Origin of the sequence: Hydrogenophaga sp. BPS33 (assembly GCF_009859475.1) — a bacterium.
Lineage (GTDB): Bacteria > Pseudomonadota > Gammaproteobacteria > Burkholderiales > Burkholderiaceae_C > Hydrogenophaga.
The window spans coordinates 5,176,822-5,200,309 of the sequence record NZ_CP044549.1 but is presented as its reverse complement, the minus strand read 5'-3'; the positions used below and the strand labels follow the sequence as shown (position 1 = coordinate 5,200,309).

The 23,488-nt window shown below is 67.8% G+C and carries 22 protein-coding genes; 16 read left to right on the top strand and 6 right to left on the bottom strand.

Translation table 11 applies throughout. The features are described from left to right. Positions 1-41 precede the first annotated feature (41 nt). On the bottom strand, positions 42-1,535 hold the full coding sequence (locus tag F9K07_RS23955) for a cryptochrome/photolyase family protein (RefSeq protein ID WP_159595797.1): 1,494 nt from the start codon (positions 1,533-1,535) through the stop codon (positions 42-44). 67 nt (positions 1,536-1,602) lie between these two features. On the opposite strand from F9K07_RS23955, the gene F9K07_RS23950 reads away from it, so the two are divergent. The 7 genes from F9K07_RS23950 to F9K07_RS23920 are packed head-to-tail and all read left to right on the top strand — an operon-like array spanning position 1,603 to position 7,269. Continuing rightward, positions 1,603-2,193 carry a YqgE/AlgH family protein gene (locus F9K07_RS23950; RefSeq protein WP_159595796.1) on the top strand — a complete coding sequence of 197 codons (591 nt, stop codon included), beginning with the start codon at positions 1,603-1,605 and terminating at the stop codon, positions 2,191-2,193. Then, on the top strand, positions 2,190-2,618 hold the full coding sequence (gene ruvX, locus F9K07_RS23945; RefSeq protein ID WP_159595795.1) for a Holliday junction resolvase RuvX: 429 nt from the start codon (positions 2,190-2,192) through the stop codon (positions 2,616-2,618). The genes F9K07_RS23950 and ruvX overlap by 4 nt, the downstream gene beginning before the upstream one ends. Further along, entirely contained in the window at positions 2,615-3,139 is a 525-nt protein-coding gene (gene pyrR / locus F9K07_RS23940) for a bifunctional pyr operon transcriptional regulator/uracil phosphoribosyltransferase PyrR (protein ID WP_442907344.1), read from the top strand. Before ruvX ends, pyrR begins: the two co-directional genes overlap by 4 nt. Before the next feature lie 2 nt (positions 3,140-3,141). Next, a complete protein-coding gene (locus F9K07_RS23935; protein ID WP_159595794.1) occupies positions 3,142-4,101 on the top strand; it encodes an aspartate carbamoyltransferase catalytic subunit in 960 nt (319 codons plus the stop codon). After that, complete coding sequence (gene hisC, locus F9K07_RS23930) at positions 4,098-5,201, top strand: histidinol-phosphate transaminase (protein ID WP_159595793.1); 1,104 nt, start codon at positions 4,098-4,100, stop codon at positions 5,199-5,201. Before F9K07_RS23935 ends, hisC begins: the two co-directional genes overlap by 4 nt. Next, positions 5,198-6,526, top strand: a complete 1,329-nt coding sequence (locus tag F9K07_RS23925; RefSeq protein ID WP_159595792.1) for a dihydroorotase — start codon at positions 5,198-5,200, stop codon at positions 6,524-6,526. Before hisC ends, F9K07_RS23925 begins: the two co-directional genes overlap by 4 nt. Beyond that, positions 6,523-7,269 (top strand): lysophospholipid acyltransferase family protein, encoded by a 747-nt coding sequence (locus F9K07_RS23920; protein ID WP_159595791.1) that lies wholly within the window; start codon positions 6,523-6,525, stop codon positions 7,267-7,269. The genes F9K07_RS23925 and F9K07_RS23920 overlap by 4 nt, the downstream gene beginning before the upstream one ends. A gap of 7 nt (positions 7,270-7,276) precedes the next feature. Here F9K07_RS23920 and F9K07_RS23915 read toward each other — a convergent pair whose 3' ends face one another. After that, positions 7,277-8,497 (bottom strand): helix-turn-helix domain-containing protein, encoded by a 1,221-nt coding sequence (locus F9K07_RS23915; protein ID WP_159595790.1) that lies wholly within the window; start codon positions 8,495-8,497, stop codon positions 7,277-7,279. A 266-nt stretch (positions 8,498-8,763) separates the two neighbouring features. On the opposite strand from F9K07_RS23915, the gene F9K07_RS23910 reads away from it, so the two are divergent. Continuing rightward, positions 8,764-10,896 carry a PQQ-dependent dehydrogenase, methanol/ethanol family gene (locus F9K07_RS23910; RefSeq protein ID WP_159595789.1) on the top strand — a complete coding sequence of 711 codons (2,133 nt, stop codon included), beginning with the start codon at positions 8,764-8,766 and terminating at the stop codon, positions 10,894-10,896. Between the two features lie 31 nt (positions 10,897-10,927). Further along, positions 10,928-13,024: a TonB-dependent receptor family protein gene (locus F9K07_RS23905; protein ID WP_236581475.1), complete on the top strand. Its 2,097-nt coding sequence runs from the start codon at positions 10,928-10,930 to the stop codon at positions 13,022-13,024. Positions 13,025-13,032: 8 nt separating this feature from the next. On the opposite strand, the gene F9K07_RS23900 is transcribed toward F9K07_RS23905, so the two are convergent. Next, positions 13,033-13,677, bottom strand: a complete 645-nt coding sequence (locus tag F9K07_RS23900) for a glutathione S-transferase (protein WP_159595787.1) — start codon at positions 13,675-13,677, stop codon at positions 13,033-13,035. A 100-nt stretch (positions 13,678-13,777) separates the two neighbouring features. On the opposite strand from F9K07_RS23900, the gene F9K07_RS23895 reads away from it, so the two are divergent. The 3 genes from F9K07_RS23895 to F9K07_RS23885 all read left to right on the top strand — a co-directional run bounded on the left by F9K07_RS23895 (position 13,778) and on the right by F9K07_RS23885 (position 16,203). Then, positions 13,778-14,179: a DUF2946 family protein gene (locus tag F9K07_RS23895; RefSeq protein ID WP_159595786.1), complete on the top strand. Its 402-nt coding sequence runs from the start codon at positions 13,778-13,780 to the stop codon at positions 14,177-14,179. A gap of 109 nt (positions 14,180-14,288) precedes the next feature. Continuing rightward, entirely contained in the window at positions 14,289-14,783 is a 495-nt protein-coding gene (locus tag F9K07_RS23890; RefSeq protein ID WP_159595785.1) for a copper chaperone PCu(A)C, read from the top strand. Positions 14,784-14,790: 7 nt separating this feature from the next. Next, positions 14,791-16,203 carry a PepSY-associated TM helix domain-containing protein gene (locus F9K07_RS23885; RefSeq protein ID WP_159595784.1) on the top strand — a complete coding sequence of 471 codons (1,413 nt, stop codon included), beginning with the start codon at positions 14,791-14,793 and terminating at the stop codon, positions 16,201-16,203. 289 nt (positions 16,204-16,492) lie between these two features. On the opposite strand, the gene F9K07_RS23880 is transcribed toward F9K07_RS23885, so the two are convergent. Continuing rightward, on the bottom strand, positions 16,493-17,611 hold the full coding sequence (locus F9K07_RS23880) for an ABC transporter ATP-binding protein (protein WP_159595783.1): 1,119 nt from the start codon (positions 17,609-17,611) through the stop codon (positions 16,493-16,495). A gap of 96 nt (positions 17,612-17,707) precedes the next feature. Here F9K07_RS23880 and F9K07_RS23875 point away from each other — a divergent pair, with 96 nt between their 5' ends. Both F9K07_RS23875 and F9K07_RS23870 read left to right on the top strand, forming a co-directional pair. Then, on the top strand, positions 17,708-19,315 hold the full coding sequence (locus tag F9K07_RS23875; RefSeq protein ID WP_159595782.1) for an ABC transporter permease: 1,608 nt from the start codon (positions 17,708-17,710) through the stop codon (positions 19,313-19,315). 60 nt (positions 19,316-19,375) lie between these two features. Then, positions 19,376-19,837 carry a hypothetical protein gene (locus F9K07_RS23870; protein WP_159595781.1) on the top strand — a complete coding sequence of 154 codons (462 nt, stop codon included), beginning with the start codon at positions 19,376-19,378 and terminating at the stop codon, positions 19,835-19,837. Here the strand turns inward: F9K07_RS23870 and F9K07_RS23865 are convergent. Beyond that, complete coding sequence (locus F9K07_RS23865; protein ID WP_159595780.1) at positions 19,834-20,265, bottom strand: VOC family protein; 432 nt, start codon at positions 20,263-20,265, stop codon at positions 19,834-19,836. The two genes, F9K07_RS23870 and F9K07_RS23865, sit on opposite strands and share 4 nt — an antisense overlap. 137 nt (positions 20,266-20,402) lie before the next feature. Between F9K07_RS23865 and F9K07_RS23860 the strand changes: the two genes are divergently transcribed. Next, positions 20,403-21,656, top strand: a complete 1,254-nt coding sequence (locus tag F9K07_RS23860; protein ID WP_159595779.1) for a nucleoside recognition domain-containing protein — start codon at positions 20,403-20,405, stop codon at positions 21,654-21,656. 3 nt (positions 21,657-21,659) lie between these two features. Here the strand turns inward: F9K07_RS23860 and F9K07_RS23855 are convergent, their stop codons facing one another. Further along, entirely contained in the window at positions 21,660-22,184 is a 525-nt protein-coding gene (locus F9K07_RS23855) for a DUF2271 domain-containing protein (protein WP_159595778.1), read from the bottom strand. 106 nt (positions 22,185-22,290) lie between these two features. On the opposite strand from F9K07_RS23855, the gene F9K07_RS23850 reads away from it, so the two are divergent. After that, positions 22,291-23,481 carry a M20 aminoacylase family protein gene (locus F9K07_RS23850; protein WP_159595777.1) on the top strand — a complete coding sequence of 397 codons (1,191 nt, stop codon included), beginning with the start codon at positions 22,291-22,293 and terminating at the stop codon, positions 23,479-23,481. Positions 23,482-23,488: the final 7 nt, after the last annotated feature.

Below are 23,488 nucleotides of genomic sequence, written 5' to 3'. Positions count from 1 at the left end.
TGGGCATGGGCGAGCGGGGCCTGCCCCGCCGCGTGCGCCGTTTAAAGCCTGCCCGGGTTTTTCACCACCGCATAGCGCTGCAAGGTGCGCTCACGCGCCACCGCGTGGTCGACGATGGGATGCGGGTACGTCTCGCCCAGCACCACCCCGGCGGCGGCCAGTTCGATGTCGTTGGCCTTCCAGGGCGCGTGGATCGCGGCATCCGGCAAACCCGCCAACTGGGGCAGGTAGCGCCGGATGAACTTGCCTTGTGGATCGAACTTTTCGCTCTGGGTCACGGGGTTGAAGATGCGGAACCAGGGTTGTGCATCGCATCCACTGGAGCTGGCCCATTGCCATCCACCGTTGTTGGCGGCGAGGTCGAAGTCGATCAGGTGGTCGGCAAAGTAGCGCTCGCCCCATTGCCAGTGGATGCCGAGGTCCTTCACCAGGAAGCTGGCCACCACCATGCGCAGGCGGTTGTGCATGTAGCCGGTCTGATGGATCTGCGCCATCGCCGCGTCCACCAGCGGGTAGCCGGTGCGGCCCTCGCACCAGGCGGCAAACAGGGTTTTGGCGTGTTTGCCGTGTTCGAACTTGATCGCGTCGTACTCTTGCCTGAAGGCTTTGTCCGTCACGTGCGGAAAGTTGGCGAGCACCTGGTGGTAGAAGTCGCGCCACACCAGCTCGGACAACCAAGTGCTGGCGCCCGAAATGCCTTGCAGATGCATCTGGTAGGCCACCGAGGCGATGTGGCGGATCGAGATGGTGCCAAAGCGCAGGTGCGCGCTCAGGTAGCTGGGGCCTTTCACGGCGGGAAAGTCGCGCGCCTCGCCGTAGCGCTCGATGCGCTCGACGAAATCCTCGAACAATTGGTGCGCCCCGCGGGCACCCGTGGGCAGGGCAAGCCGCGCCAGGTTGGTGGCCTCGAAGCCCAGCTCGCGCAGAGCGGGGATGGGCCTGGCCTGCGCAGCGGGCACGTCGGCGAGCACGCCTGCATAGGTGGCCACGGGATACGCCTTGAGATGAAAGGGCGTGAGCGCCTTGAGCCAGGCGTTCTTGTAGGGTGTGAACACGCCAAACGCATGGCCGGCCTGCGTGAGCACTTCGCGCCGCTCGAAGATCACGTGGTCCTTGTGGCTGTGCAGGAGGATGCCGGCGTGAGCCAGCTCGCCCAGCACCTGGGCATCGCGCGCCAGCGCGGCGGGTTCATCGTCGTGGTTGGCGAACACCACCTGCACGCCCAGCTTCTGCGCCAGGGAGGGCACGGCCTGGCGCGCCGGGCCGTGCAGAACGATCAAGCCGACACCTTGCCTGCCGTGCTCGCGTCCCAGTGCGCGCAATTGCCCGTCCAGTTCCACCAGCGACTCGCGGATGAACTCCACGCGGCGATCTGCCCGCAGGCCGCGCTCCAGGAGATCGTCGAGGATGTCGGTGTCGAACACGAACACACACCAGACCTGGCGGCATGACTTGAGGGCGTGGTACAGCGCCGCGTTGTCCTCTGCGCGCAGATCGCGGCGGAACCACATAAGGCCTTTGTCGTAGTTGTTCATGGTCGCGGCGGTGTGGTGGCCCCCGCCCGGGAACGGCCCGGCAGGGTAGGCGGCTTAAAATCGCGCCATGTCCGCTGATTTTGCCCCCATCAATCTGACCAATCACTTTCTGATTGCGATGCCCGGCCTCAGCGACGCGCTTTTCGGCCGCAGTGTGGTGTTCATGTGCGAGCACAGCGAGCGCGGCGCGCTGGGGTTGGTGATCAACAAGCCCAGCGACATTCTCCTGCCCCGTCTCTTCGAAAAGGTCGACCTGCGCATGGGCCGGGACGACCTCACCCAATTGCCCGTGTTCCAGGGTGGTCCGGTGCAGACCGAACGGGGCTTCGTGCTGCACGAAGCGGTCTCGGGCGAGGGCGAATCGGTGTACGCGTCGACCCTCTCCATCCCCGGTGGCCTGGAGATGACCACGTCCAAGGACGTGCTGGAGGCCATGGCGTCGGGCGCCGGCCCGCGCCGGGTCTTCGTCTCGCTCGGTTATGCCTCCTGGGGACAAGGTCAGCTGGAATCGGAAATCACCGAGAACAGCTGGCTTACCGTGGAGGCAGACCCCAATCTCATCTTCGACGCACCCGTGGAAGAGCGGTATGAGCGGGCGATGAGTCTGTTGGGCGGCCTGCAGCCTTGGATGCTCTCCCCTGACGCGGGGCACGCATGAGCGTGCAGACGCCCGCGCCTACTGCTCCCGAGGTGCCCGCGCATTGCCAGATGTTTCTGGCCTTCGACTACGGTCTGAAGCGCACTGGCGTGGCCATTGGAAACCGGCTCACACGCACCGCGACCCCGCAGGCCACCATTGCCGCTGAGGGCGATGCGCGTTTCTTGCAGATCGCGCAGCGCTTGAAGGAATGGCAGCCCGATGCCCTGGTCGTCGGCGTGCCTTGCCACCCCGATGGCACCCCGCACGAGAACACCGCGCGCGCGCTGAAGTTCGCGCGCCAGCTGCGCGGCCGTCACGGCCTGCCGGTGTTCGAGGTGGACGAACGCTACAGCACCACCGAGGCTCACAGCCTCGGCGCGAAAGACGCCGATGCCGCATCGGCCTGCATCATCCTGGAACAGTTCTTGAGGAGCCTGCCTTGACGCCTTTGTCACCGTCCGATCTGCCCGATGCCGAGGCGCTGTATGGGGAGCTGTTGCGCGGCGTGAAGCAACTGCTGGCATCGTCCCCGCAGCCCGTGCTGCTGGCCGGCATCATCTCCGGGGGGGCCTGGCTGGCCGAGCGCCTGCAGCGCGACCTGGGACTGAGCGGCGTGGAGGGCGTGATCTCGTCCAGCATGCACCGCGACGACTTCGCGCAACGCGGTCTCGCCGCCAGCGCACAAACCATCTTGCCCTTCGATGTGAACGGCGCCCACGTGCTGCTGATCGACGACGTGCTCTACACCGGCCGCACACTGCGCGCGGTGATCAACGAACTGTTCGACTACGGCCGCCCGGCCAGCGTGCGCCTGGCGGTGCTGGTGGACCGGGGCGGGCGCGAGTTGCCCATTGAAGCCAATGTGTGCGCCGCGCGCCTGGACCTGCCGGCCCACCGAACGCTCGAGCTCGCGCGGGACAACGACGGCCGCCTGAGCTTCGTGCTGGAAACCAAGGAAGCCTGAACGTGCAACGCAAGAACCCCCAGCTCAACAAGAACGGCGAGCTGATCCACCTGCTCTCCACCGAAGGCCTTTCGCGCGAGATCCTCACGCAGATCCTGGACACCGCCGCCAACTTCACCAGCGTGAGCAACCGCGAAGTGAAGAAGGTGCCGCTGCTGCGTGGCAAGAGCGTGTTCAACCTGTTCTTCGAGAACAGCACGCGCACGCGCACCACCTTCGAGATTGCGGCCACGCGCCTGTCGGCCGACGTGATCAATCTCGACATCGCGCGCAGCTCCACCGCCAAGGGCGAGTCGCTGCTCGACACCATCGCCAACCTGAGTGCCATGGCGGCCGACATCTTCGTGGTGCGCCACAGCGAGTCGGGCGCGCCGTACCTGATCTCGCAGCACGTCGCGCCGCACGTGCACGTGGTCAACGCCGGCGACGGGCGCCACGCGCACCCCACGCAGGGCTTGCTCGACATGTACACCATCCGCCACTACAAGAAGGACTTCACCAACCTGTCGGTGGCCATCGTGGGCGACGTGCTGCACTCGCGCGTGGCGCGCTCCGACATCCATGCGCTCACCACGCTGGGCTGCCCCGATGTGCGCGTGGTCGGCCCGCGCACGCTGGTGCCCGGCGACATGTCTCACATGGGCGTGCGGGTGTGCCACACGCTGGAAGAGGGCATCAAGGACTGCGACGTGGTGATCACATTGCGCTTGCAGAACGAACGCATGAGCGGCGCGCTGCTGCCCTCCAGCCAGGAGTACTTCAAGAGCTTCGGCCTCACCGCCGAGCGCCTGCGCTGGGCCAAGCCGGACGCCATCGTGATGCATCCCGGCCCCATCAACCGCGGCGTGGAGATCGAATCGGCCGTGGTCGATGGGCCGCAGAGCGTGATCCTGCCGCAGGTCACCTACGGCATCGCCGTGCGCATGGCGGTGATGGGCATCGTGGCGGGCAACGAAGCATGAGCGGTGACCGCACGCGTTTCTGGAGCCCGGCGGTGCGCGGCTTGCACGCCTACACGCCGGGCGAGCAGCCGCAGGGTGGTGGCTGGATCAAGCTCAACACCAACGAAAACCCGTATCCCCCGTCGCCGCTCGCACTGCAACGCATGGCCGACGCCGTGGACGACCGGCTGCGCCTGTACCCCGACCCACAAGCCATCGCGCTGCGCCAGACCATCGCGGCCCAGCACGGCTTGCAAATCGACCAGGTGTTCGTGGGCAACGGTTCCGACGAAGTGCTCGCACACGCCTTCATGGGCCTGTTGCGCCACGGCCTGCCGCTGCTGGTGCCCGACATCAGCTACTCGTTCTACCCGGTGTACTGCGGGCTCTACGGCATCACTTGCCAGCCCGTGCCGCTGGACGATGGCTACCGCGTGCGCGTGGCCGACTACCTGCAGCCCAACAGCGGCATCGTGCTGCCCAACCCGAACGCGCCCACCGGCATCGCGCTGCCCTTGAGCGAGCTGCGCTGGCTGCTGGAGCGCAACAGCGCATCCGTGGTGGTGGTCGACGAAGCCTATGTGGACTTCGGTGCTGAGAGCGCCGCCACCTTGATCGGCGAATTCCCGCAACTGCTGGTGATCCAGACGCTGTCCAAGTCGCGCGCGTTGGCGGGACTTCGCGTGGGCTTCGCACTCGGCCATGCCGACCTGATCCAGGCACTGACGACGGTGAAGGACAGTTTCAATTCCTACCCACTCGACCGTGTGGCGCTCGCGGGGGCGCAGGCCGCGCTCGACGACCAGGCGCATTTCGCCGAGATCACCCGGCGCATCGTCGACAGCCGCACGTGGCTGGTGGCGCAACTGGCCGCGCTGGGTTTCGAGTGCCTGCCTTCCAGCGCCAACTTCGTGCTGGCGCGGCATCCGCAGCACCGGGGCGCCCCATTGCAGCAGGCCTTGCGCGAACGCAAGATTCTGGTGCGCCATTTCAACCAGGCGCGCATCGCCGACCACTTGCGCATCACCATCGGCTCGCAGGCCGAGTGCGAGGCCCTGGTGCACGCACTGAGCGAGTTGCTCGCGCCTCTCCAGAATCACATCAAGGTGGCATCCGCATGAAGATCCTGATCCAGAACGGCCGTGTGATGGACCCGGCCACCGGCCGCGACGACATCGCCGATGTGGCGATCGCCGCCGGCCGCATCATTGCCATCGGCAACGTCGCCGCGGATTTCCACGCCAGCCGCACGCTCGACGCCAGCGGCTGCGTGGTGGCGCCCGGCCTGGTGGACCTGGCCGTGCGCCTGCGCGAGCCGGGCCAGGAACACGCCGGCATGCTCGAAAGCGAGATGGCCGCGGCGGTCGCTGGCGGCGTCACCTCGCTGGTCTGCCCGCCCGACACCGACCCGGTGCTCGACGAACCCGGCCTGGTCGACATGCTCAAGTTTCGCGCTGAAAAACTGCACCGCGCGCGCGTGTTTCCGCTCGGCGCGCTCACGCGGGGGTTGCAAGGCGAGGTGTTGACCGAGATGGCCGAACTCACCGAGTCCGGCTGCATTGGCTTCGGTCAGGCCGAGGTGCCCATCGTCAATACGCAGGTGTTGCAACGCGCGCTGCAGTACGCCGCCACTTTCGGCTACACGGTGTGGCTGCGGCCGCAGGACTTCCATCTCGGCCAAGGCGTGGCCGCCAGCGGCCCGCTGGCCACACGCCTGGGCCTCTCCGGCATTCCAGTGGCTGCCGAAACGATTGCGCTGCACACCCTGTTCGAGCTCATGCGCGGCACGGCGAGCAAGGCGCGCGTGCACCTGTGCCGCATCAGCAGCGCGGCCGGCCTCGCGCTGGTGCGCCAGGCCAAGGCCGAAGGCCTGCCGGTGACTTGCGACGTGAGCGTGCACAACCTGCACCTGACCGATGTCGACATCGGCTTCTACGACAGCCGCCTGCGCCTGCAGCCGCCAGTGCGCCAGCAGCGCGACCGGGACGCCCTGCGCGCGGGCCTGGCCGACGGCACCATCGACGCCCTCGTGTCCGACCACAACCCGGTCGACAGCGACGCCAAGACCCTGCCTTTCGCCGAAGCCGAACCCGGCGCCACCGCCGTCGAACTGCTGCTGGGCCTGGCCTGCAACTGGGCGCAGCAGGACGGCCTGGGCCTGGTGCAGGCCCTGCAGGTGCTCACCTGTGGACCTCAGAGCGTGTTGGGCGCGAGCCTGGGCACCCTGGAAGCCAGCGTGGGGCGCCTGGCCGTGGGCGGCGTGGCCGACCTGTGTGTCTTCGATCCCAACGCCAGTTGGACGGTGCACCCCGACGCCCTGCGCAGCCAGGGCAAGCACACGCCATTCGGTGGCCACGAACTGCCCACGCGCGTGCGCGCGACGCTGGTGGCGGGGCAAGTGGCCTACCAGGCCGAAACCGCCACCGAACGGCTCGCGCACGCGTGAAGCTGCTGCGCACGCTGTTGCGCGCCGTGCGCGCCACCGTGCACGTGGTGCGCGGCCTGTGGACCATCCGCACCGACTTCGGCCGCCTGACGCCCGCCCAGACCCAATGGCTGGTGCGCGAATGGACGCGGCGCATGCTGCACATCATGGGTGTGGAGCTGGAAGTGCGGGGAACGCCACCCGAGCAAGGTCCCTTGCTGCAGGTCGCCAACCACATTTCCTGGCTGGATATCCTGGTGATGAACGCGGCGCGGCCGAGCCGTTTCGTCTCCAAGGCCGACGCACAACGCTGGCCCTTGCTGGGTGCGCTCATCACCGGCGCGGGCACGCTCTACATCGAGCGTTCGAGCCGGCGCGATGCCATGCGCATGGTGCACCACATGGCCGAGCGCCTCACGCTGGGGGACATCCTCACGGTGTTTCCCGAGGGCACCACGGGCGATGGCCGCGAGCTGCTGCCCTTCCATGCGAACTTGTTGCAGGCGGCGATCGCGGCCAAGGCGCCGGTGTTGCCCGTGGGCTTGCGTTTCGTGAACAACCGGATGGGCGAGCCGCATCCCGCGCCGGTGTTCGTGGGCGAGACGACCTTGGTCGGCTCGGTCTGGGCCGTCTTGAGTGCCGACCACCTGCGCGCGGTGGTCACGTATGGCACTCCGCAAGAGGCGCAGGGCCGCGATCGGCGCGTCTGGTCCCAGGACTTGCGAACCGACATCGACCGGCTGCGCCGATCCGAGGACCGTTGAAGAAACCTCAGGCGCCAGGTTCGGGCGCCGCGGTTTTCTGCAGCCGCCGGTACAACAGGCCGCGCGAGACGCCCAGCGCGCGCGCCGCTTTGGCGATGTTGCCGCCACACGCGGCCAGCGTGTTTTCGATCAGCCGCTGTTTGTGGTCGAGCAGCGTGTCAGTCGTGTGGGCGCGGGGCGCTGGCGGTTCGATCTCGGCCGGTGGGCTCGCGATCGCTTCGCTGGCTTGTGGCACGAGTGGCATGGCCACCGCGTGCTGGAAGTCCGCGCCATCGCTGGCCGTGAGCGTGCCCTTCATCCACACCCCCAGCCCATTGGGCAGGTGCAGCGTGTGCGCATGCGCCTGGCGCGGCAAGGCCAGCAGGCGCTGCAGCGGTGCGCCGAACACCTCGTCCACCAGGGGGCGACCTTCCATGGTGCAACCCGTGAGGCGGCGGCCCACGCCGTTGAGCCAGAGCACGCGGCCATGGCTGTCGATGCCGGCGAGCGCTTCCATCGGCGTGCCCAGCAAGGTGGGGCTGGCCTGGAAGTGCAGCACCAGGTGCTCGGCCGATTGCAGCAGCAGCAAGCGGTTTTCGATCGTGGTGGCGTACATGCCGACGACCGACGCGGCGTCGAACTGGAAGCGCCCGGCTTCGATCGACACGTCCAGCACGCCCGCGAGGTGGCCATGGATGTCGCGGATGGGCGCGGCCGCGCAGTGGATGGTCTGCAGGCACTGAAAGAAATGTTCGGCGCCGGTGACGGTGCAGGCCTCGCCGGTGCGCACCACCACGCCTGGGGCGTTGGTGCCGATGTGGCTCTCGGCGATGTTCACGCCCACGCGCGAGGCGGTCTTGAGCAGCGGCTGGTGGCTCGTCTGCGGCAGCTCTGTGGCGTGGATCACCACACCCTGCGCGTCGGTGAGCAACACGCGGCAGTCGGTGCCGGCCAATGCCGCTTCCATGTTGTGCAGTTCGAGGTTGCCGGCTTCGAGCAGTTGCCGGTTGCGGTTGAGGCTGGCGTGGGCGCGGCTGCGCGTGACCTGCTCGAAGGCCACCACCTCCGAGGGGCGGTGGTGTGCCGAAGCGCAGCGCAGCCAGGACTGGATGACCGCTTCGCCGACCAGGCCCGAGGGGCGCGTGCCTTCGTCGAAGAACAATTGCCGCGCCAGCGCGGTGCGCTGCTCGGCGGTCTGGAAGAAGAGCGGGTGCGGCGTGCTCGCCTGCCCGTGAAGTGCGTGGGGCATGTTCTTGTCTCCGCCCGCAGTATCCGACGGCGCAGGGCCAGAGGCATGCGGGAAAGCCCTTTTCCCGGGCGCTTCCGACCGGCGGCCATGTCGGGCCGGGACCCATGTGTTCCACGCCGGAACACTTCGGGCACAGGGAAATCCCGAGGATGAATCGCGCACCGCGGACGCGGAAGATGGCGACGCCGGGCCGCGCATGCCCGTCCCGGCAGCCCCACCACAGCCCTGCCACTCCCCACACTGGGCAGGCCGCACAAGGAGACAACATGAAACCGTCACCCCACGCTTCAAACTGGCGCCGCGCGGCGGCTGGTCTGGTCACCGCACTGGTGTTCTGCGGCGCTGCGTTCGCGCAGGCGCCGGCCAAGGGCTCGCCCGAGCACATCAAGGCCGCCGTCGGCAAGGTCAACGCGGCCTTCATGAAAAACAACCAGCAACAGACCGCCGACTGGCCCAGCTACGGCCTGGACTACGCCGAGACGCGCCACTCCAAGCTCAACCAGATCACCACCGCGAACGTGAAGGACCTGGGCCTGGTCTGGTCGTACAACCTGGAGTCCTCGCGCGGCGTGGAGGCAACGCCGCTGGTGGTCGACGGCATCATGTACGTCACCGCGTCTTGGAGCGTGGTGCACGCGGTGGACGTGCGCACCGGCAAGCGCCTGTGGACCTTCGACCCGCAGGTCGCGCGCGAGGCCGGCTACAAGGGCTGCTGCGACGTGGTCAACCGCGGCGTGGCGCTGTTCGAAGGCAAGGTGTTCGTGGCCGCGTACGACGGCCGCCTGATCGCGCTGGACGCGGCCACCGGGCAGAAGGTGTGGGAGAAGGACACCATCGTCGACCGCAAGTTCAGCTACACCATCACCGGCGCGCCACGCGTGTTCAAGGGCAAGGTGATCATCGGCAATGGCGGCGCGGAGTACGGCGTGCGCGGCTACATCACTGCGTACGACGCGAAGACCGGCGACCAGAAGTGGCGCTGGTTCACCGTGCCGGGTGACCCAGGCAAGCCGTTCGAGGATGCCTCCATGGCCAAGGCCGCCAAGACCTGGGACCCGGCAGGCAAGTGGTGGGAAGCCGGTGGTGGTGGCACCGCGTGGGACACCATGGCCTTCGACCCCGAGCTCAACCTCATGTACATCGGCACCGGCAACGGCTCGCCCTGGGCGCGCAGCAAGCGCAGCCCGGCCGGTGGCGACAACCTCTACCTCGCCTCCATCGTCGCGCTCAACCCCGACACCGGCAAGTACGTGTGGCACTACCAGGAGACGCCCGGCGACAACTGGGACTTCACCTCCACGCAGCCGATGATCCTGGCCGACATCCCCGTCAACAACAAGCCGCGCAAGGTGATCCTGCACGCGCCGAAGAACGGCTTCTTCTTCGTGATCGACCGCAAGACCGGCCAGTTCATCTCGGCGAAGAATTTCGTCGACGTGAACTGGGCCACCGGCTACGACAAGAAGGGCCGCCCGATCGAAACGCCCGCTGCGCGCACGGCCGACCGCCCGCGCGAAATCATCCCCAGCGCGTTCGGTGCGCGCAACTGGCACTCCATGTCGTACAACCCGGCCACCGGCCTGGTCTACATGCCGGTGCAGGGCGTGCCGCTCACGCTGATGGACAACAAGGACTGGAAGTTCAACGCCGACCGACCGGGCGAACCGCACGCCAACATGGGCTGGAACCTGGCCACCTTCGCCAACGTGGAGCCGCCCAGCAGCAAACCCTTCGGCCGCCTCGTGGCCTGGGACCCGGTGAAGCAGGAAGCGCGCTGGACGCAGGAGCAGATTTCGCCCTGGAACGGCGGCACGCTCACCACCGCCGGCAATCTGGTGTTCCAGGGCACGGCCGATGGCCGCTTCATCGCCTACAACGCCACCAGCGGCGAGAAGCTGTGGGAAACGCCCACCGGCACCGGCGTGATCGCCGCGCCATCGACCTACCTCGTGGACGGCAAGCAATACGTGTCGATCGCCGTGGGCTGGGGCGGCGTGTACGGTCTGGCGCAGCGCGCCACCGACCGCAAGGGCCCGGGCACGGTCTACACCTTTGCCGTGGGCGGCAAGGCGCAGCCACCGGCCTTCGTCAACTACCAGCTCGGCAAGCTCGTGGCCGGCGTGAAGTACGACCCCGCGCACGTGCAGGCCGGCACCGCGCTGTACGTGAGCAACTGCGTGTTCTGCCACGGTGTGCCGGGTGTGGACCGCGGCGGCAACATACCCAACCTCGCGTACATGGATAGCGCCTTCATCGAGAATCTGGACAAGTTTGTCTTCAATGGCCCGGCCCAGGCGCGCGGCATGCCGGACTTCACCGGCAAACTCTCCAACGACGATGTCCAGAAAATCAAGGCTTTCATCCAAGGTACGGCCGATGCCATTCGGCCGAAGAACTAGCGTTGCGCTTGGCGCGCTCGCCAGCCTCGCGATGGCGGGTACGGTCCACGCACAAACGACAGGCGAGCGCGACGTGGCTGGCGCGCTCGCCCCGGTCGTGATCACCGGCAGCTCGGCCTGGCAGGACCGCTGGCTCGCGCCCGGCTCGCTCGACGTGGTCGATGGCGAAGAACTGCGCGCGGGCCAGTTGCAGATCAACCTCTCCGAAGGCCTGGGTCGCGTGCCGGGCCTGGTGGTGCGCAACCGGCAGAACTACGCGCAAGACCTGCAGATTTCCATGCGCGGCTACGGCGCGCGCGCGCCCTTCGGTGTGCGCGGCGTGCGGCTGTATGTGGACGGCATTCCCGCCAGCGCGCCCGACGGGCAAGGCCAGGCGGCGAACTTTCCCCTCGGCAGCGCCGACCGCATCGAAGTGATCCGTGGGCCGTTCTCCGCGCTCTACGGCGCATCGGCCGGGGGCGTGATCGCGCTCTACACGCAGGACGGGCAGCGCCCCACCGAATGGCGCAGCGGCCTGGTCGCCGGCGCCAACGGCCTGTGGCGCTTTTCCACCCAAGTCAGCGGGCAGACCGGCACGGCCGAACAACCCGGCTGGTCGTACACGCTGGACGCGGGCAAGTTCGCCACCGATGGCGAACGCCCGCAGTCGGCCGCGTCGCGCAGCACCGGCAACCTCAAGCTCAGCCGCGCGCACGAGGGAGGGCGCACCGTGCTCGTGCTCAACCGCCAGAGCAGCCAGGCACTGGACCCGCTAGGCCTCACGCGCGCCGAGTTCGACGCCAACCCGCGCCAGACCACCGGTGCCGCCACGCAGTTCAACACACGCAAGAGCGTGTCGCAGACCCAGGTCGGCCTGGCGTGGGAGCAGGCCCTGGGCGGCGGTCACCGCCTCGAGCTCATGGGCTATGGGGGGCAGCGCGCGGTGCGCCAGTTCCAGGCCATTCCCAGCGGTGCACAAATTCCCGCTGGCAGCGCAGGCGGCGTGATCGATCTGGACCGCGACTACTGGGGCTGGAACGCGCGCTGGCGGCTCGACCGCACCTACGACAGCGGCCGCCTCACCGTGGCGGCCGGCATCGCGTCCGACCAGCAGAGCGAGGACCGCCTGGGCTACGAGAACTTCGTCGGCACCACGCTCGGCGTGCAAGGCCGCCTGCGCCGCGACGAGACCAACCGCGCCAGCACCTTCGACCCCTATGTGCAAGCCGAGTGGCGCACCTCGGCCACGACCTACATGGCCGGCCTGCGGCATTCGAGCGTGCGTTTCAAGTCCGCCGACCACTACATCGCGCCGGGCAACCCGGACGACAGCGGCGCGGTGAAGTTCGACGGCTGGAGCCCGGTGCTGGGCGTGCGGCGCGAACTCACGCCACAGCTGCAGGCCTTCGCCAGCCTGGGCCGGGGATTGGAGACGCCCACGCTCAACGAAGTGGCCTACCGCCCCTCGGGCCTCACCGGCCTCAACAGCGCGGTGAACGCTTCGCGCAGCCTGAGCGCCGAAGCCGGCTTGCGTGGGCGGCAAGGCTGGGGCAGCTGGAGCGCCACGCTGTTCGAGACCCGCACGCAGGACGAGATCGTGGTGCTCTCCAACACCGGCGGGCGGTCGACCTTCCAGAACGCGGGGCGCACGCGCCGCCATGGCCTGGAACTCGCGGGCCTGATGCAGTGGGGCCCGTTCACCATCACCCCGGCACTCACCTGGATGGACGCGCGCTACCGAGATGGTTTCCTCACCTGCACCGCCTCACCCTGCGCCGTGCCCACCGTGTCGGTGCCCGCGGGCAGCCGCCTGCCGGGGCTGGCGCGCCAGCAGGCCTACTTGCAGGTGGCGTGGGAGCCGGGCTGGGCCAACAGCGTGTTCACGCTGGAAGCGCTGCACACCGGGCGCATGGCCGTGAACGACCGCAACACCGACTTCACCGCCGCCAGCACCGTCTTCAACCTCGGTGTGCGCTTCGAGCAGCAGCGGGGTGACTGGACCTGGCGCGAGTTCCTGCGCGTGGACAACGTGACCGACCGCACCTACGCGGGCTCGGTCATCGTCAACGAAGGCAACAACCGCTTCTTCGAACCGGGCGCGGGACGCGCGTGGGCGGTCGGTGTGGAACTGGTGCGCAAGTTCCGCTGAGGGGGCGTTCACCCCTTCGTGCGCTTCAACATCTCTTCGGTGTTCGCTTTGCGATCGGCGTTGACCTTTTGCACGGCAGGCCGCTCGCCCATCTTCTTGATGTAGTCGCGCAGCGGCAGGTCGGCCAGGAAGTCGCGGCCATAGATGATCTTGGTCGCACCGCTCACGATCGGCAGGTGCACGATGCCGGCGCAATCGGCCAGTGTGAACGTGTCGCCCGCGAGGTAGGGCGAGAACACCGCCAGCTTGGCGAACGCCGCCACGTTCTTCTCCAGCTGCTCGCCGATCTTCTCCTTCGCGGCGTCGCTCACCTTGCCGCCGAAGAAGGCCTCGGGGTAGAGGTTGCGCGCCACGAGTTCCAGGTGCAGCTCGGTGTAGCGCACCAGCTCACGCACCTTGGCGGCGGCGAACGGGTCGGTGGGCACCAGCGGGTGTTGCGGGTAGGCCGATTCGAGGTAGTCCAGGATCACCGTCGACTCCGACATCGCGCCCGCGCCGGTCTTCAGATAGGGCACCTTGCCCAGCGGGCTGCTGGCCTTGTCGGTCTCGCCGATCCAGGCCAGTTCTTCGTCGAACGCGACGCCCTTTTCGAGCATGGCGAGCTTGACGACGTTGTAGTAGTTGCTGGCCGAGAAGCCGCAGAGTTTGAGCATGGGTGTCTCCGTTGTGGGGTCTGGGCGGCATGGTAGCGGTGAAGGGGGGGTGCCGGGGTCGCACAGTTGACGCGCCACGCGGTGGGTAAAATCGCCCGCCATGCCGTTCACCCGCGCCACCCGCCGATTCGCCGCCTGGCTTGCCATGCTGGCCTGGTTGCTGGGCGCGCTCGCGCCCACGGTGGCGCAGGCGGTGGTGTCGTCGCAAGGCCATGCGGGCTGGGTGCAGGTGTGCAGCGCCAGCGGCATGGTCTGGCGGCAGGTCGACGCGGTGGATGGCGATACCTCGGGCGACACTTCAGGCGATATGGGTGCGAGCTTCGCCGAGGCCCAGCGCCATTGCCCTGCATTGAACGGCGCGCTCGGATTGCCGCCCGCACCACCGGCATCTCCCCATGCGTTTGGGACCCATGCCGAAGCACCCCAGGCGCCGATCCGCTCGGCCACGCCGGCCTCGCCCTGGCCGACCGCGCTTTCGCGCGCGCCACCACCGCAGGCCTGATCCGCCGCGGTTCGCGTGCCCCGTCCTGGCACGCGCTTGTTCACGACCCCGACGCCCGGTGCGCTCGTGCGATTCCGATCATCAATGCCTTTTTGCAAGGGATGTTTCCATGAAACAACTGCTCATCTCCACCCTCTTGGCGATCACTGCCAACGCCTGGGCGCAAGCGCCCGCACTTGTCGACGTGAAGGACGCCTGGGTGCGCGCCACCGTCGCGCAGCAGAAGGCCACAGGCGCCTTCATGCAACTCACCGCCAGGGCCGACACGCGCGTGGTCGGTGTCCAGTCACCCATCGCAGGCGTGGCGCAAATCCACGAAATGGCGATGGAAAAAGATGTGATGCGCATGCGCGAACTCAAGGCCGGACTGCCATTGCCCGCGGGCCAGCCGGTCGAGCTCAAGCCTGGTGGCTACCACGTGATGCTGATGGACCTCAAGGGCCAGGTGAAGGCCGGCGACGTGGTACCCCTGACCTTCGTGCTCGAAGGCCCGGACGGCAAGCGCTCCACGCTCGCGGTGAAGGCGCCGGTGCGGGCGCTGGGCGGCGGCACGGCCGCGCCCGCTGCGGCCGTGCCGGACGCACACAGCCAGCACAAGCACTGAGGCGGCCATGACTGCTGCGCAACGCGTGCCCACACCGGGCGCGGGGACGAAGCCGTCCCGGTTTCACGCCGTCGCCTGGCGCTGGCATTTCTACGCCGGCCTGTACGTCGTGCCCTTTCTGCTCATGCTCGCGCTCACGGGCCTGGTCATGGTGTTCTTCACCGGCTTCCAGACCCGCCTCGGGCCGGTGGTGACGGTGGGCGTGACCGAGCAAGGGCCTTTGCCTGTGAGCGCACAAGCGCAGGCGGTGCTCGAACTGCGCTCGCAGGCGGTGCTGCGCGAGTACATCGCGCCGCGCGCCGTGGACCAGGCGAGTTGGTTTGTGGTGGCGCGTGACGGCGTCACCGAAGCCGTGGCGGTGAACCCCTACACCGCGCAGGTGCTGCAACTGGTGGACAAGGACCACACCGTGTTCGCCTGGGCTCAGAAGATCCATGGCACCTTGCTGCTCGGCGACGTGGGCGACCGGCTGATCGAAATTGCAGCGGGCTTGGGCATCGTGATGATCGTGACCGGGTTGTACCTGTGGTGGCCGCGGGGCGGCACGCGTTGGGTACAGGTGCTGCTGCCGAATCTGCGCCTGAAGGGCCGGCTGTGGTGGCGCTCGCTGCACGCGAGCATGGGGTTCTGGTTGAGCGCGTTGCTGTTGATGTTCCTGCTCACTGGTCTGTCGTGGACCGGGGTCTGGGGCGCGAAGCTCGTGCAACCCTGGGGCACCTTTCCCGCCGCGAAGTGGGACGCGGTGCCGCCGTCCGATGCGACGCATGCAGAACTCAATCCGGCGGGCCTGCACGAGGTGCCATGGGGGCTGGAGCAGACGCCCTTGCCGTCTTCGGGTTCGGCGGTCGGTGCGGTGGGCGTACCTTTGGGTGAGCCGGTGAACCTCGACACCGTGGCCGCGCTGGCGAAGCGGCTGGGCTTCGCGGGGCAGCACCACATTCAGCTGCCCCAAGGCGAGACGGGCGTGTTCACGATTTCCGCCGACACCATGAGCGGCGACCTGGGCCTTCCCACACAGGACCGCACGGTGCACGTGGACCGCTACAGCGGCCGGGTGCTGGCCGAGGTCGGGTTCGCGGACTATCCCTGGCTGGCCAAGGCCATGGCGGTGGGCGTGGCGCTGCACCAGGGAGACCTTGGGCTGTGGAATGCCTGGCTCAATGTGCTGTTCTGTCTGGCCATCGTGTTCCTGTGTGTCAGCGGTGTGGTCGTGTGGTGGAGGCGTCGGCCTTCGGGTGCTCGTTGGCGCCTCGGTGCGCCGCCGCTGCCTCGGGACTTGCCGCTTTGGAAGGGTGGGGCGGTGGTCATGTGCCTCGTGGCGTTGGCGTTTCCGCTGACGGGGCTGGTGTTGGTGGCGGTGCTGTTGCTCGATGGCCTCGTGTCTTACTCCCTCTCCCGCTTGAGGGAGGGGGTCCTCTGACAACGTCTTCTTCTTCTTCTTCTTTTGTGGCTTTTCTGCTTTCGTGGCAAGCCGGGTCTCGGCCCGGCGGCCGAGTCACCTTTCTTTGCTTCGCCAAAGAAAGGTGACCCAAAGAAAGGCGAGCCGAAGACCGGGCCCCTTCGGGGTTCCTTGCGCTGCTCGGTGTGCGGGGAGAAGTTCGCAAACTCGCTTCGCTCAAACCCGCGAACTTCTTTTTCCCCGCACCCCTGCGCTGCTCAGCCCGGCCTGACGGCGGAATGCGGGAGCGGGATCGGGAGCGGGCTTCCCCTCAGAAGGAGGGTGCCCTGGCCACACCGGGCGCGGGCGGGGCGCTTGCGCCCGCGCCGCGCTCGAAGGTCACCACGTGGTCGACTTCGGCGCGGATGCCGATCCACTCGCCCACCGCGTGGTTGTGGTGCGAGGGCACATGGGTCATCAGCACTTCTCCACTGGCCAGGCGCAAGGTGTAGAGAAACTCCGAACCGCGAAATGCCTTGCGCACGATCTGCGCTTTTACCGGTGCGTTGTCGTCGTGCACGATGTCGTCGGCGCGCAGCAGCACGTCGCACAGGCCCGCCTCGTAGGCCGTGGGCAACGGACATTCCTCCACGTCGCGCAGCACGCCCAGCGGGGTCTGCACCGTCACGCCGTATTCGCCATCCAGGTGGATCTGCGCCGGCGCGAAAACACCATGGCCGATGAACTCGGCCACGAAGCGCGTGGCCGGGCGGTGGTACAGCGCGTAGGCGTCTTCCCACTGGTGCAGATGGCCTTCGTGCATCACGCCGATCACATCGCCGATGGCAAAAGCTTCCAGCTGGTCGTGCGTGACGAACAGCGCCGTTGCACCCGCGGCTTTCAGGATGCCGCGCACTTCGTGCGCCAATCGCTCGCGCAGGTCGACGTCGAGATTGGAGAAGGGCTCGTCCAGCAACAGCAGCCGCGGTCGCGGCGCCAGCGCACGGGCCAATGCCACGCGTTGCTGCTGCCCGCCGGAGAGTTCGTGCGGGAAGCGCGACTGCATGCCCGCGAGTCCGACCAGGGCCAGCACCTCGGCCACGCGCGCATCGCGCTCGGCGTGCGGCAGGCGGTGGATGCCAAAGGCGATGTTGCGGCCCACGTCCAGGTGCGGAAAGAGCGCGTAGTCCTGGAACACCATGCCGATGCGGCGCTGCTCGGCCGGCATGTGAAAGCGCTCCTGGCTCACGGTCTCGCCATCGAGTTGGATGCTGCCACCACTGGCACGCTCCAGACCCGCCACCGCACGCAGCAAGGTGGTCTTGCCGCAACCCGACGGGCCGATCAGCACACCGATGTCACCCGCGCGCAGCCCCAGCGACACGCCGTCGACCGCCGCGTGCGAGAGGCCGGCATACCGCACGCTGAGCTGAGAGACTTGCAGGAACATAGTCGCTCGATTGTAGATGTCTACAATTCTCATTTGTATTGACGTGGGTCTGGACCCTGAACAGGCTCCGCGCCCCAGCTCCCGAAACCCTTGCCCATGCGACCTTGGCTGGCTCCGGCCCTCTTGATCCTGCTTGCCCTGCTGCTCACGCTGCCGGTGCTGTCGCTGGGCGCGTCGTGGTTCCAGTTCGACGCGGTGGCGCAGGACGTGCTCGCGCAGATGGCGCAAACCGTGCTGCCCGACTACACGCTCACCACGCTGGTGCTGTGCGTGAGTGTGGCGCTGGGCGTGTCGGTGGTGGGCATGGGCACGGCGAGCGCGGTCACGCTGTTCGACTTTCCCGGCCGCCGCTTCTTCGAATGGGCGCTGCTGCTGCCGCTGGCCATGCCGGCCTATGTGGTGGCCTACGCCTACACCGACTTCCTGCAGTTCAGTGGGCCGCTGCAGGTGGGGCTGCGCGAGACCTTCGGCCTCACCGGCCGCGTGTTTCCGGAGGTGCGCAACACGCCTGGCGCGGTCTGGGTGTTCACGTTCTCGCTCTATCCCTATGTGTATCTGCTCGCCCGCACGGCGCTGACCGAACGTGCCGGCCAACTGATGGAGGCGGCGCGCCTGCTCGGTGCCCCGTTGGCGCGGCGCATCCGCGAGATCGCATTGCCGCTGGCGCGCCCAGCCGTGGCGGCGGGTGTGGCACTGGCGCTCATGGAGACGCTCGCCGACTTCGGGGTGTCCAGCTATTTCGGCATTCAGACCTTCACCGCGGGCGTGTACAAAGCTTGGCTGTCGATGGACAACCGCATGGCAGCGGCCCAACTGGCGACGATCCTGCTGGCCACGGTGTCGCTGCTGCTCTGGCTCGAACACCGCGCACAGCGCCGCATGCGCTTTTCGACCTTGCGTGGCCAGCGGGCCAACAGCGCCGAAGCCTTGCCCACGCGCCTGCGCGCGGGCCGCGCGGCAGCGGCCATCCTGGTGTGCGCCTTGCCGATCGCCTTCGGTTTCGTGTTGCCGGTCCTGTTCATGCTGCGCCCCCTGGTTGGTGGCTGGGACGAGCTGCCCTGGACCGCGTTCCTGCAATGGGCGCGCAACAGCATCTGGCTGGCCGGCCTGGCCGCTGCGATGGCCACGGCCATCGCACTCGTGCTGGCATTTGCGGTGCGCACGCGCCCGGGCCGTGTCACACGGGGCGTGGCACAACTCACCAGCCTGGGTTATGCCGTGCCGGGGGCGGTGATCGTGGTGGGCATTCTCTTGCCCGTGGGCTGGGTGCAGTCGGTGCACCCCGAGTCGAGCGTGGGCTACTGGGTGACGGCCACGGCGCTGGGCATTGTCTGGGCCTACCTGGTGCGCTTCACCGCCGTGGCCTTGCAGTCGATGCAGAGTGGTTATGCCCGCGTGCCAGCCAGCCTGGACGATTCGGCGCGCATGCTGGGCGCGACCGGTCTGGGCCTGGTCGCGCGTGTGCACTGGCCCTTGTTGAAACGGTCCACCGCCGCTGCCTTGCTGCTGGTGTTCGTGGACGTGATGAAGGAATTGCCCGCCACCCTGGTGCTGCGTCCGTTCAACAGCGACACCCTGGCGGTGGTGGCCTACCAGCTGGCGCGCGACGAGCGCCTGGGCGAGGCGGCCTTGCCCGCGTTGACGCTGGTGCTGGTAGGCCTCGTGCCGGTGATTCTGCTCAGCCGGGCCTTGCGGCAGCGCTGACGTCCGTAAGTGCTTGTTGCCGCGCTTGTGCCCGGCGTGGCGCACTGCTTTAATGCCGCGATGCATTCACGACACCCCGCCTCACACGACGACCGCCGCCACTTCATGGCCCTGGCCGCTGCTTCTGCGGCTTCCGCTCTCGCCGCAGGTTGCTCCATCGGACCGATAGGCGCACCCCTGCCGGGCCAGGCCCCCGCAAGCCCCGCCTACCGGCGCGAGGCCGCCTCCCACGTCTACCTCAAGTACCCCGATCGCATCTACCGGGGCCAGCTGCCGCCGATGCTGTATGCCATCGGCGTGCTCGAGGTGGAGATCCACCTGGGCGGGCGCGTGGGCTCCACGCGCTGGTTGCGCGGGCCGAGCCACGCACCCGAGGTCATGGTGGAGATCGAGCGCCTGGTGCGCGCGGCCGCGCCGTTTCCGTCACCGCCTGGCCTGGGCCGGGTGCAGTACGTCGACACCTGGCTGTGGGACCGCAGCGGCCGCTTCCAGCTCGACACGCTGACCGAAGGCCAGCTTTAGCCCTTGGGCATGTCCTTGGGTCCGCCGTTGACCGCCCAGGGTGTGCCGAAGCGGTCGGTGACCATGCCGAAGGTCTTGGCCCAGAAGGTTTCTTCCATCGGCATGCTCACCTTGCCGCCCTCGGACAGGGCCTTGAACACGCGCTCGGCCTGTGCGACGTCGGGATAGGTCAAGGCCATCATCGCGCCCTTGATGCCGTCGAACGGCGTGTCGGGCATGGCGTCACCGGCCATGAGCGCGAAGTCGGGGTGCACCAGGTAGGCGTGCATGACCTTGTTGCCCATGCCGGGCGGTACGGGTTCGTCACCGGGCATCTGGTCGTAGGTGATCAAGGCTTCCAGTTTGGCGTTGAGCACCTTCGCATAGAACTGCATGGCTTCGGCGCAGTTGCCGTTGTAGGACAGGTAGGCACAGAGTTGGGCGGGCATGAGGATCTCCTGAAGGGAATGTGGATGAGGCCGGGTGGTGTCCACCCGCTGCCACCCTGACGACGATCCGGGCGGCGCGCTTTCGACACCCGGTGCAGGGCGCGCCGATGGGCGGTCAACCGCTACCATCGCTCTCCATGGCGTTGAACTGGGTCTGGATCGGTTTGTTCACTGTGGCGTTTGCCACCGCGCTGGTGCGCTGGGTGCTGGGCGAGGACAGCCTGCCGCAGGCGCTGTTGTCGGCCATGTTCGACGGTGCGCGCTCGGGCTTCGAGATCTCGCTGGGCCTGGCAGGCGTGATGGCGCTGTGGCTCGGTCTCATGAAGGTGGGCGAGCGCGCCGGCATGATCGAACTGCTCGCGCGCGTTGCCGGTCCCTTGCTGCGGCGCCTGTTCCCGGGTGTGCCCCAGGGCCACCCGGCGCAGGGCGCGATGACCATGAACATCTCGGCCAACCTGCTCGGGCTGGACAACGCGGCCACGCCGCTGGGCCTCACCGCCATGCGCGAGCTGCAGACCCTCAACACCGAGAAGGCGGGCGCGGCGAGCAACGCGCAGATCATGTTCGTGGTGATGAACACCGCGGGCCTCACCTTGATCCCGACCTCGGTGATCGCCATCCGCCAGAGCATCGCGCTCAAGCAGGGCCTGGGCGCGGGCTTCAATGCGGCCGACATCTTTCTGCCGGTGCTGCTGGTCACCTTCATCTCGCTGCTGGCGGGTGTGCTGGCCGTGGCGGTGTGCCAGCGCCTGCCGCTGTGGCGCCCGCGTTTCCTGCTGCCGGTGCTGCTCGCTGGCGGCTTGCTGGCCTGGGCGGTGACGGCATTGGCCGGCCTGCCCGCCGAGCAAGCCGCGCGCATTGCGGGGGCGACCGGTGCGGGCGTGATCCTCGGCGTGGTGGCGCTGTTTCTGATCGCGGGTGCGTGGCGGCGCGTGAACGTGTACGACGCCTTCATCGACGGCGCGAAGGAAGGCTTTGCCGTGGCGGTGCAGATCGTGCCCTACCTCATCGCCATCCTGATCGCCATCGGCGTGTTCCGCGCGGCGGGCTGCATGGATTTCCTGATGGCGGGTATTGGCGCGGCCGTGGCGGCGATGGGCTGGAACACCGACTTCCTGCCGGCGCTGCCCGTGGGTCTGATGAAGATCCTCTCGGGCTCCGGCGCGCGTGGTTTGATGATCGACGTCATGCAGACCCATGGCGTGGATTCGTTTGCCGGACGGCTGGCCGCCATCGTGCAGGGCTCGACCGAGACCACGTTCTATGTGCTCGCGGTGTACTTCGGCAGCGTCGGCGTGAAGCAAGCGCGGCACGCATTGGCGTGCGCGCTGTTCGCCGACGTGGTGGGGCTGGCGGCGGCGATCGGGGTGGGGTACGCGATGTTCCGGTGAAGCCTACGGTTTCAGCTCCAGCGTGACCTCGCCCAGCTCCGTGATGCCGCGCGACGTCGCCTGCGAGGCCTTGCCCGGTGGCCATTCGAACGGCAGTTGCACCACTTCGCGCTCGCCCTGTTCGCGCGCCGCTTCCACCACCAGCCGGTAGCTGCCGGGCTTGAGCTGCTGGGGCAGAGGCGCTTTGCCTTCGCTGAACTGCAACCGGTGGCTGCCCGGCGGGCGGGTCGCGCCGCTCACACCGTCTGCCGGCATGCGCATCTCGCGGCCGCTGCGCCGCCACCATTGGCGCAATTCGCGCAGCCATTTGCCGCCTTCCTCGATGCCCATGTTCTGGTCGTGCCACACCACCAGGTTGGCCCCGACTTCGCCGCTGGCGTGCTCGATCCAGGCGGCGACGTAGGGCCTGTGGTACTCGGAGACGTTGAGCCGTGGCAGCTGGATCTGCACGTCCAGGCCCGCGGCCAGGCCCAGTGGTGGCAGGCCGACGAGGGCTGCGGCGAGGGTGCTTGGGTATTTCAGTCGCATGAAAAGACCTTCCTGTTCACATCAAAAAACTTGTCGCTAGACTGGCCCTTGTCCAGCCCTTCACGTTCCTTGGCACGGCGAAAAACGCAAACCGAATGAATCTCCCATGAAGCTCATCGATGACATCGTGACCCAGTCCGCCTACCTGCGGACGGTGCGGCGCGACATCCACGCCCATCCCGAACTGGCGTTCGAGGAAACCCGCACCTCGGACCTGGTGGCCGATCTGCTGACGCAGTGGGGCATCCCGATCCACCGCGGTTTCGGGCGCACGGGCGTGGTGGGTATCCTTCAGCAAGGCAGTTCGAAGCGCGCCATCGGCCTGCGCGCCGACATGGACGCCCTGCCCATGCAGGAGTCCAACCAGTTCGCGCACGCCAGCCGGCACGCCGGCAAGATGCACGCCTGCGGCCACGATGGCCACACCACGATGCTGCTGGGCGCGGCCCAGTACCTGGCGCAGCAGCGCGACTTCGACGGCACGGTCTACCTGATCTTCCAGCCCGCCGAAGAGCACGGCGGCGGCGCGCGCGAGATGATGCGCGACGGCCTGTTCGAACGCTTTCCGATGGACGCGGTGTTCGGCATGCACAACATGCCGGGCATTCCGGTGGGCTCCATCGCCGCTTCGCCCGGGCCGGTGCTGGCCTCGAACAACGAGTTCCGCATCACGGTGCGCGGCAAGGGCGGCCACGCCGCGTTCCCGCATTTGTCGGTCGACCCGATCGCCGTGGCCAGCCAGATCCTGCCGGCCTTGCAGACCATCGTGACGCGCAGCAAGAAGCCGCTGGAGACGGCGGTGGTGTCCATCACCATGGTCCACGCGGGCGAGGTGCCCAACGTGATTCCCGACACCTGCACGATCCAGGGTTCGGTGCGTGCGTACACCGCCGAGACGCTGGACCTGATCGAACGCCGCATGGGCGAGATCGTGGCGCACGCCTGCGCCATGTTCGGCGCCGAGCACGATTTCGTGTTCCAGCGCAACTACCCTTCCACCATCAACCACGAGGCCGAGACCGCTTTTGTGCGCGAGGTGCTGGGCGAGATGTTGCCGCCTTCGCAGGTGGTGGTGCAGACGCCCATCATGGCGGCCGAAGACTTCGCGTTCATGCTGGAGCAGGTGCCGGGTTGTTATGCCTTCATCGGCAATGGCGACGGCGACCACCGCGACCTGGGCCACGGCGCAGGGCCGTGCGTGGTGCACAACACGAGCTACGACTTCAACGACGACCTGCTGCCATTGGGCGCGAGCTTCTTCGTGCGCCTGGTGCAGCGGTGGCTGGGGCCAGCTTGACATCTCG

Bases quoted from the DNA above. Each gene is read 5' to 3' on its own strand.
- F9K07_RS23925 (WP_159595792.1), top strand. From the start codon at position 5,198: ATGAAGATCCTGATCCAGAACGGCCGTGTGATGGACCCGGCCACCGGC.
- hisC (WP_159595793.1), top strand. From the start codon at position 4,098: ATGAGCGGTGACCGCACGCGTTTCTGGAGCCCGGCGGTGCGCGGCTTG.
- F9K07_RS23915 (WP_159595790.1), bottom strand. From the start codon at position 8,497: ATGCCCCACGCACTTCACGGGCAGGCGAGCACGCCGCACCCGCTCTTC.
- F9K07_RS23855 (WP_159595778.1), bottom strand. From the start codon at position 22,184: ATGCGACTGAAATACCCAAGCACCCTCGCCGCAGCCCTCGTCGGCCTG.
- F9K07_RS23870 (WP_159595781.1), top strand. From the start codon at position 19,376: ATGCATTCACGACACCCCGCCTCACACGACGACCGCCGCCACTTCATG.
- F9K07_RS23895 (WP_159595786.1), top strand. From the start codon at position 13,778: ATGCCGTTCACCCGCGCCACCCGCCGATTCGCCGCCTGGCTTGCCATG.
- F9K07_RS23880 (WP_159595783.1), bottom strand. From the start codon at position 17,611: ATGTTCCTGCAAGTCTCTCAGCTCAGCGTGCGGTATGCCGGCCTCTCG.
- F9K07_RS23885 (WP_159595784.1), top strand. From the start codon at position 14,791: ATGACTGCTGCGCAACGCGTGCCCACACCGGGCGCGGGGACGAAGCCG.
- F9K07_RS23955 (WP_159595797.1), bottom strand. From the start codon at position 1,535: ATGAACAACTACGACAAAGGCCTTATGTGGTTCCGCCGCGATCTGCGC.
- F9K07_RS23900 (WP_159595787.1), bottom strand. From the start codon at position 13,677: ATGCTCAAACTCTGCGGCTTCTCGGCCAGCAACTACTACAACGTCGTC.
- F9K07_RS23905 (WP_236581475.1), top strand. From the start codon at position 10,928: ATGGCGGGTACGGTCCACGCACAAACGACAGGCGAGCGCGACGTGGCT.
- F9K07_RS23950 (WP_159595796.1), top strand. From the start codon at position 1,603: ATGTCCGCTGATTTTGCCCCCATCAATCTGACCAATCACTTTCTGATT.
- F9K07_RS23875 (WP_159595782.1), top strand. From the start codon at position 17,708: ATGCGACCTTGGCTGGCTCCGGCCCTCTTGATCCTGCTTGCCCTGCTG.
- F9K07_RS23860 (WP_159595779.1), top strand. From the start codon at position 20,403: ATGGCGTTGAACTGGGTCTGGATCGGTTTGTTCACTGTGGCGTTTGCC.
- F9K07_RS23910 (WP_159595789.1), top strand. From the start codon at position 8,764: ATGAAACCGTCACCCCACGCTTCAAACTGGCGCCGCGCGGCGGCTGGT.
- F9K07_RS23890 (WP_159595785.1), top strand. From the start codon at position 14,289: ATGAAACAACTGCTCATCTCCACCCTCTTGGCGATCACTGCCAACGCC.
- ruvX (WP_159595795.1), top strand. From the start codon at position 2,190: ATGAGCGTGCAGACGCCCGCGCCTACTGCTCCCGAGGTGCCCGCGCAT.
- F9K07_RS23865 (WP_159595780.1), bottom strand. From the start codon at position 20,265: ATGCCCGCCCAACTCTGTGCCTACCTGTCCTACAACGGCAACTGCGCC.
- F9K07_RS23850 (WP_159595777.1), top strand. From the start codon at position 22,291: ATGAAGCTCATCGATGACATCGTGACCCAGTCCGCCTACCTGCGGACG.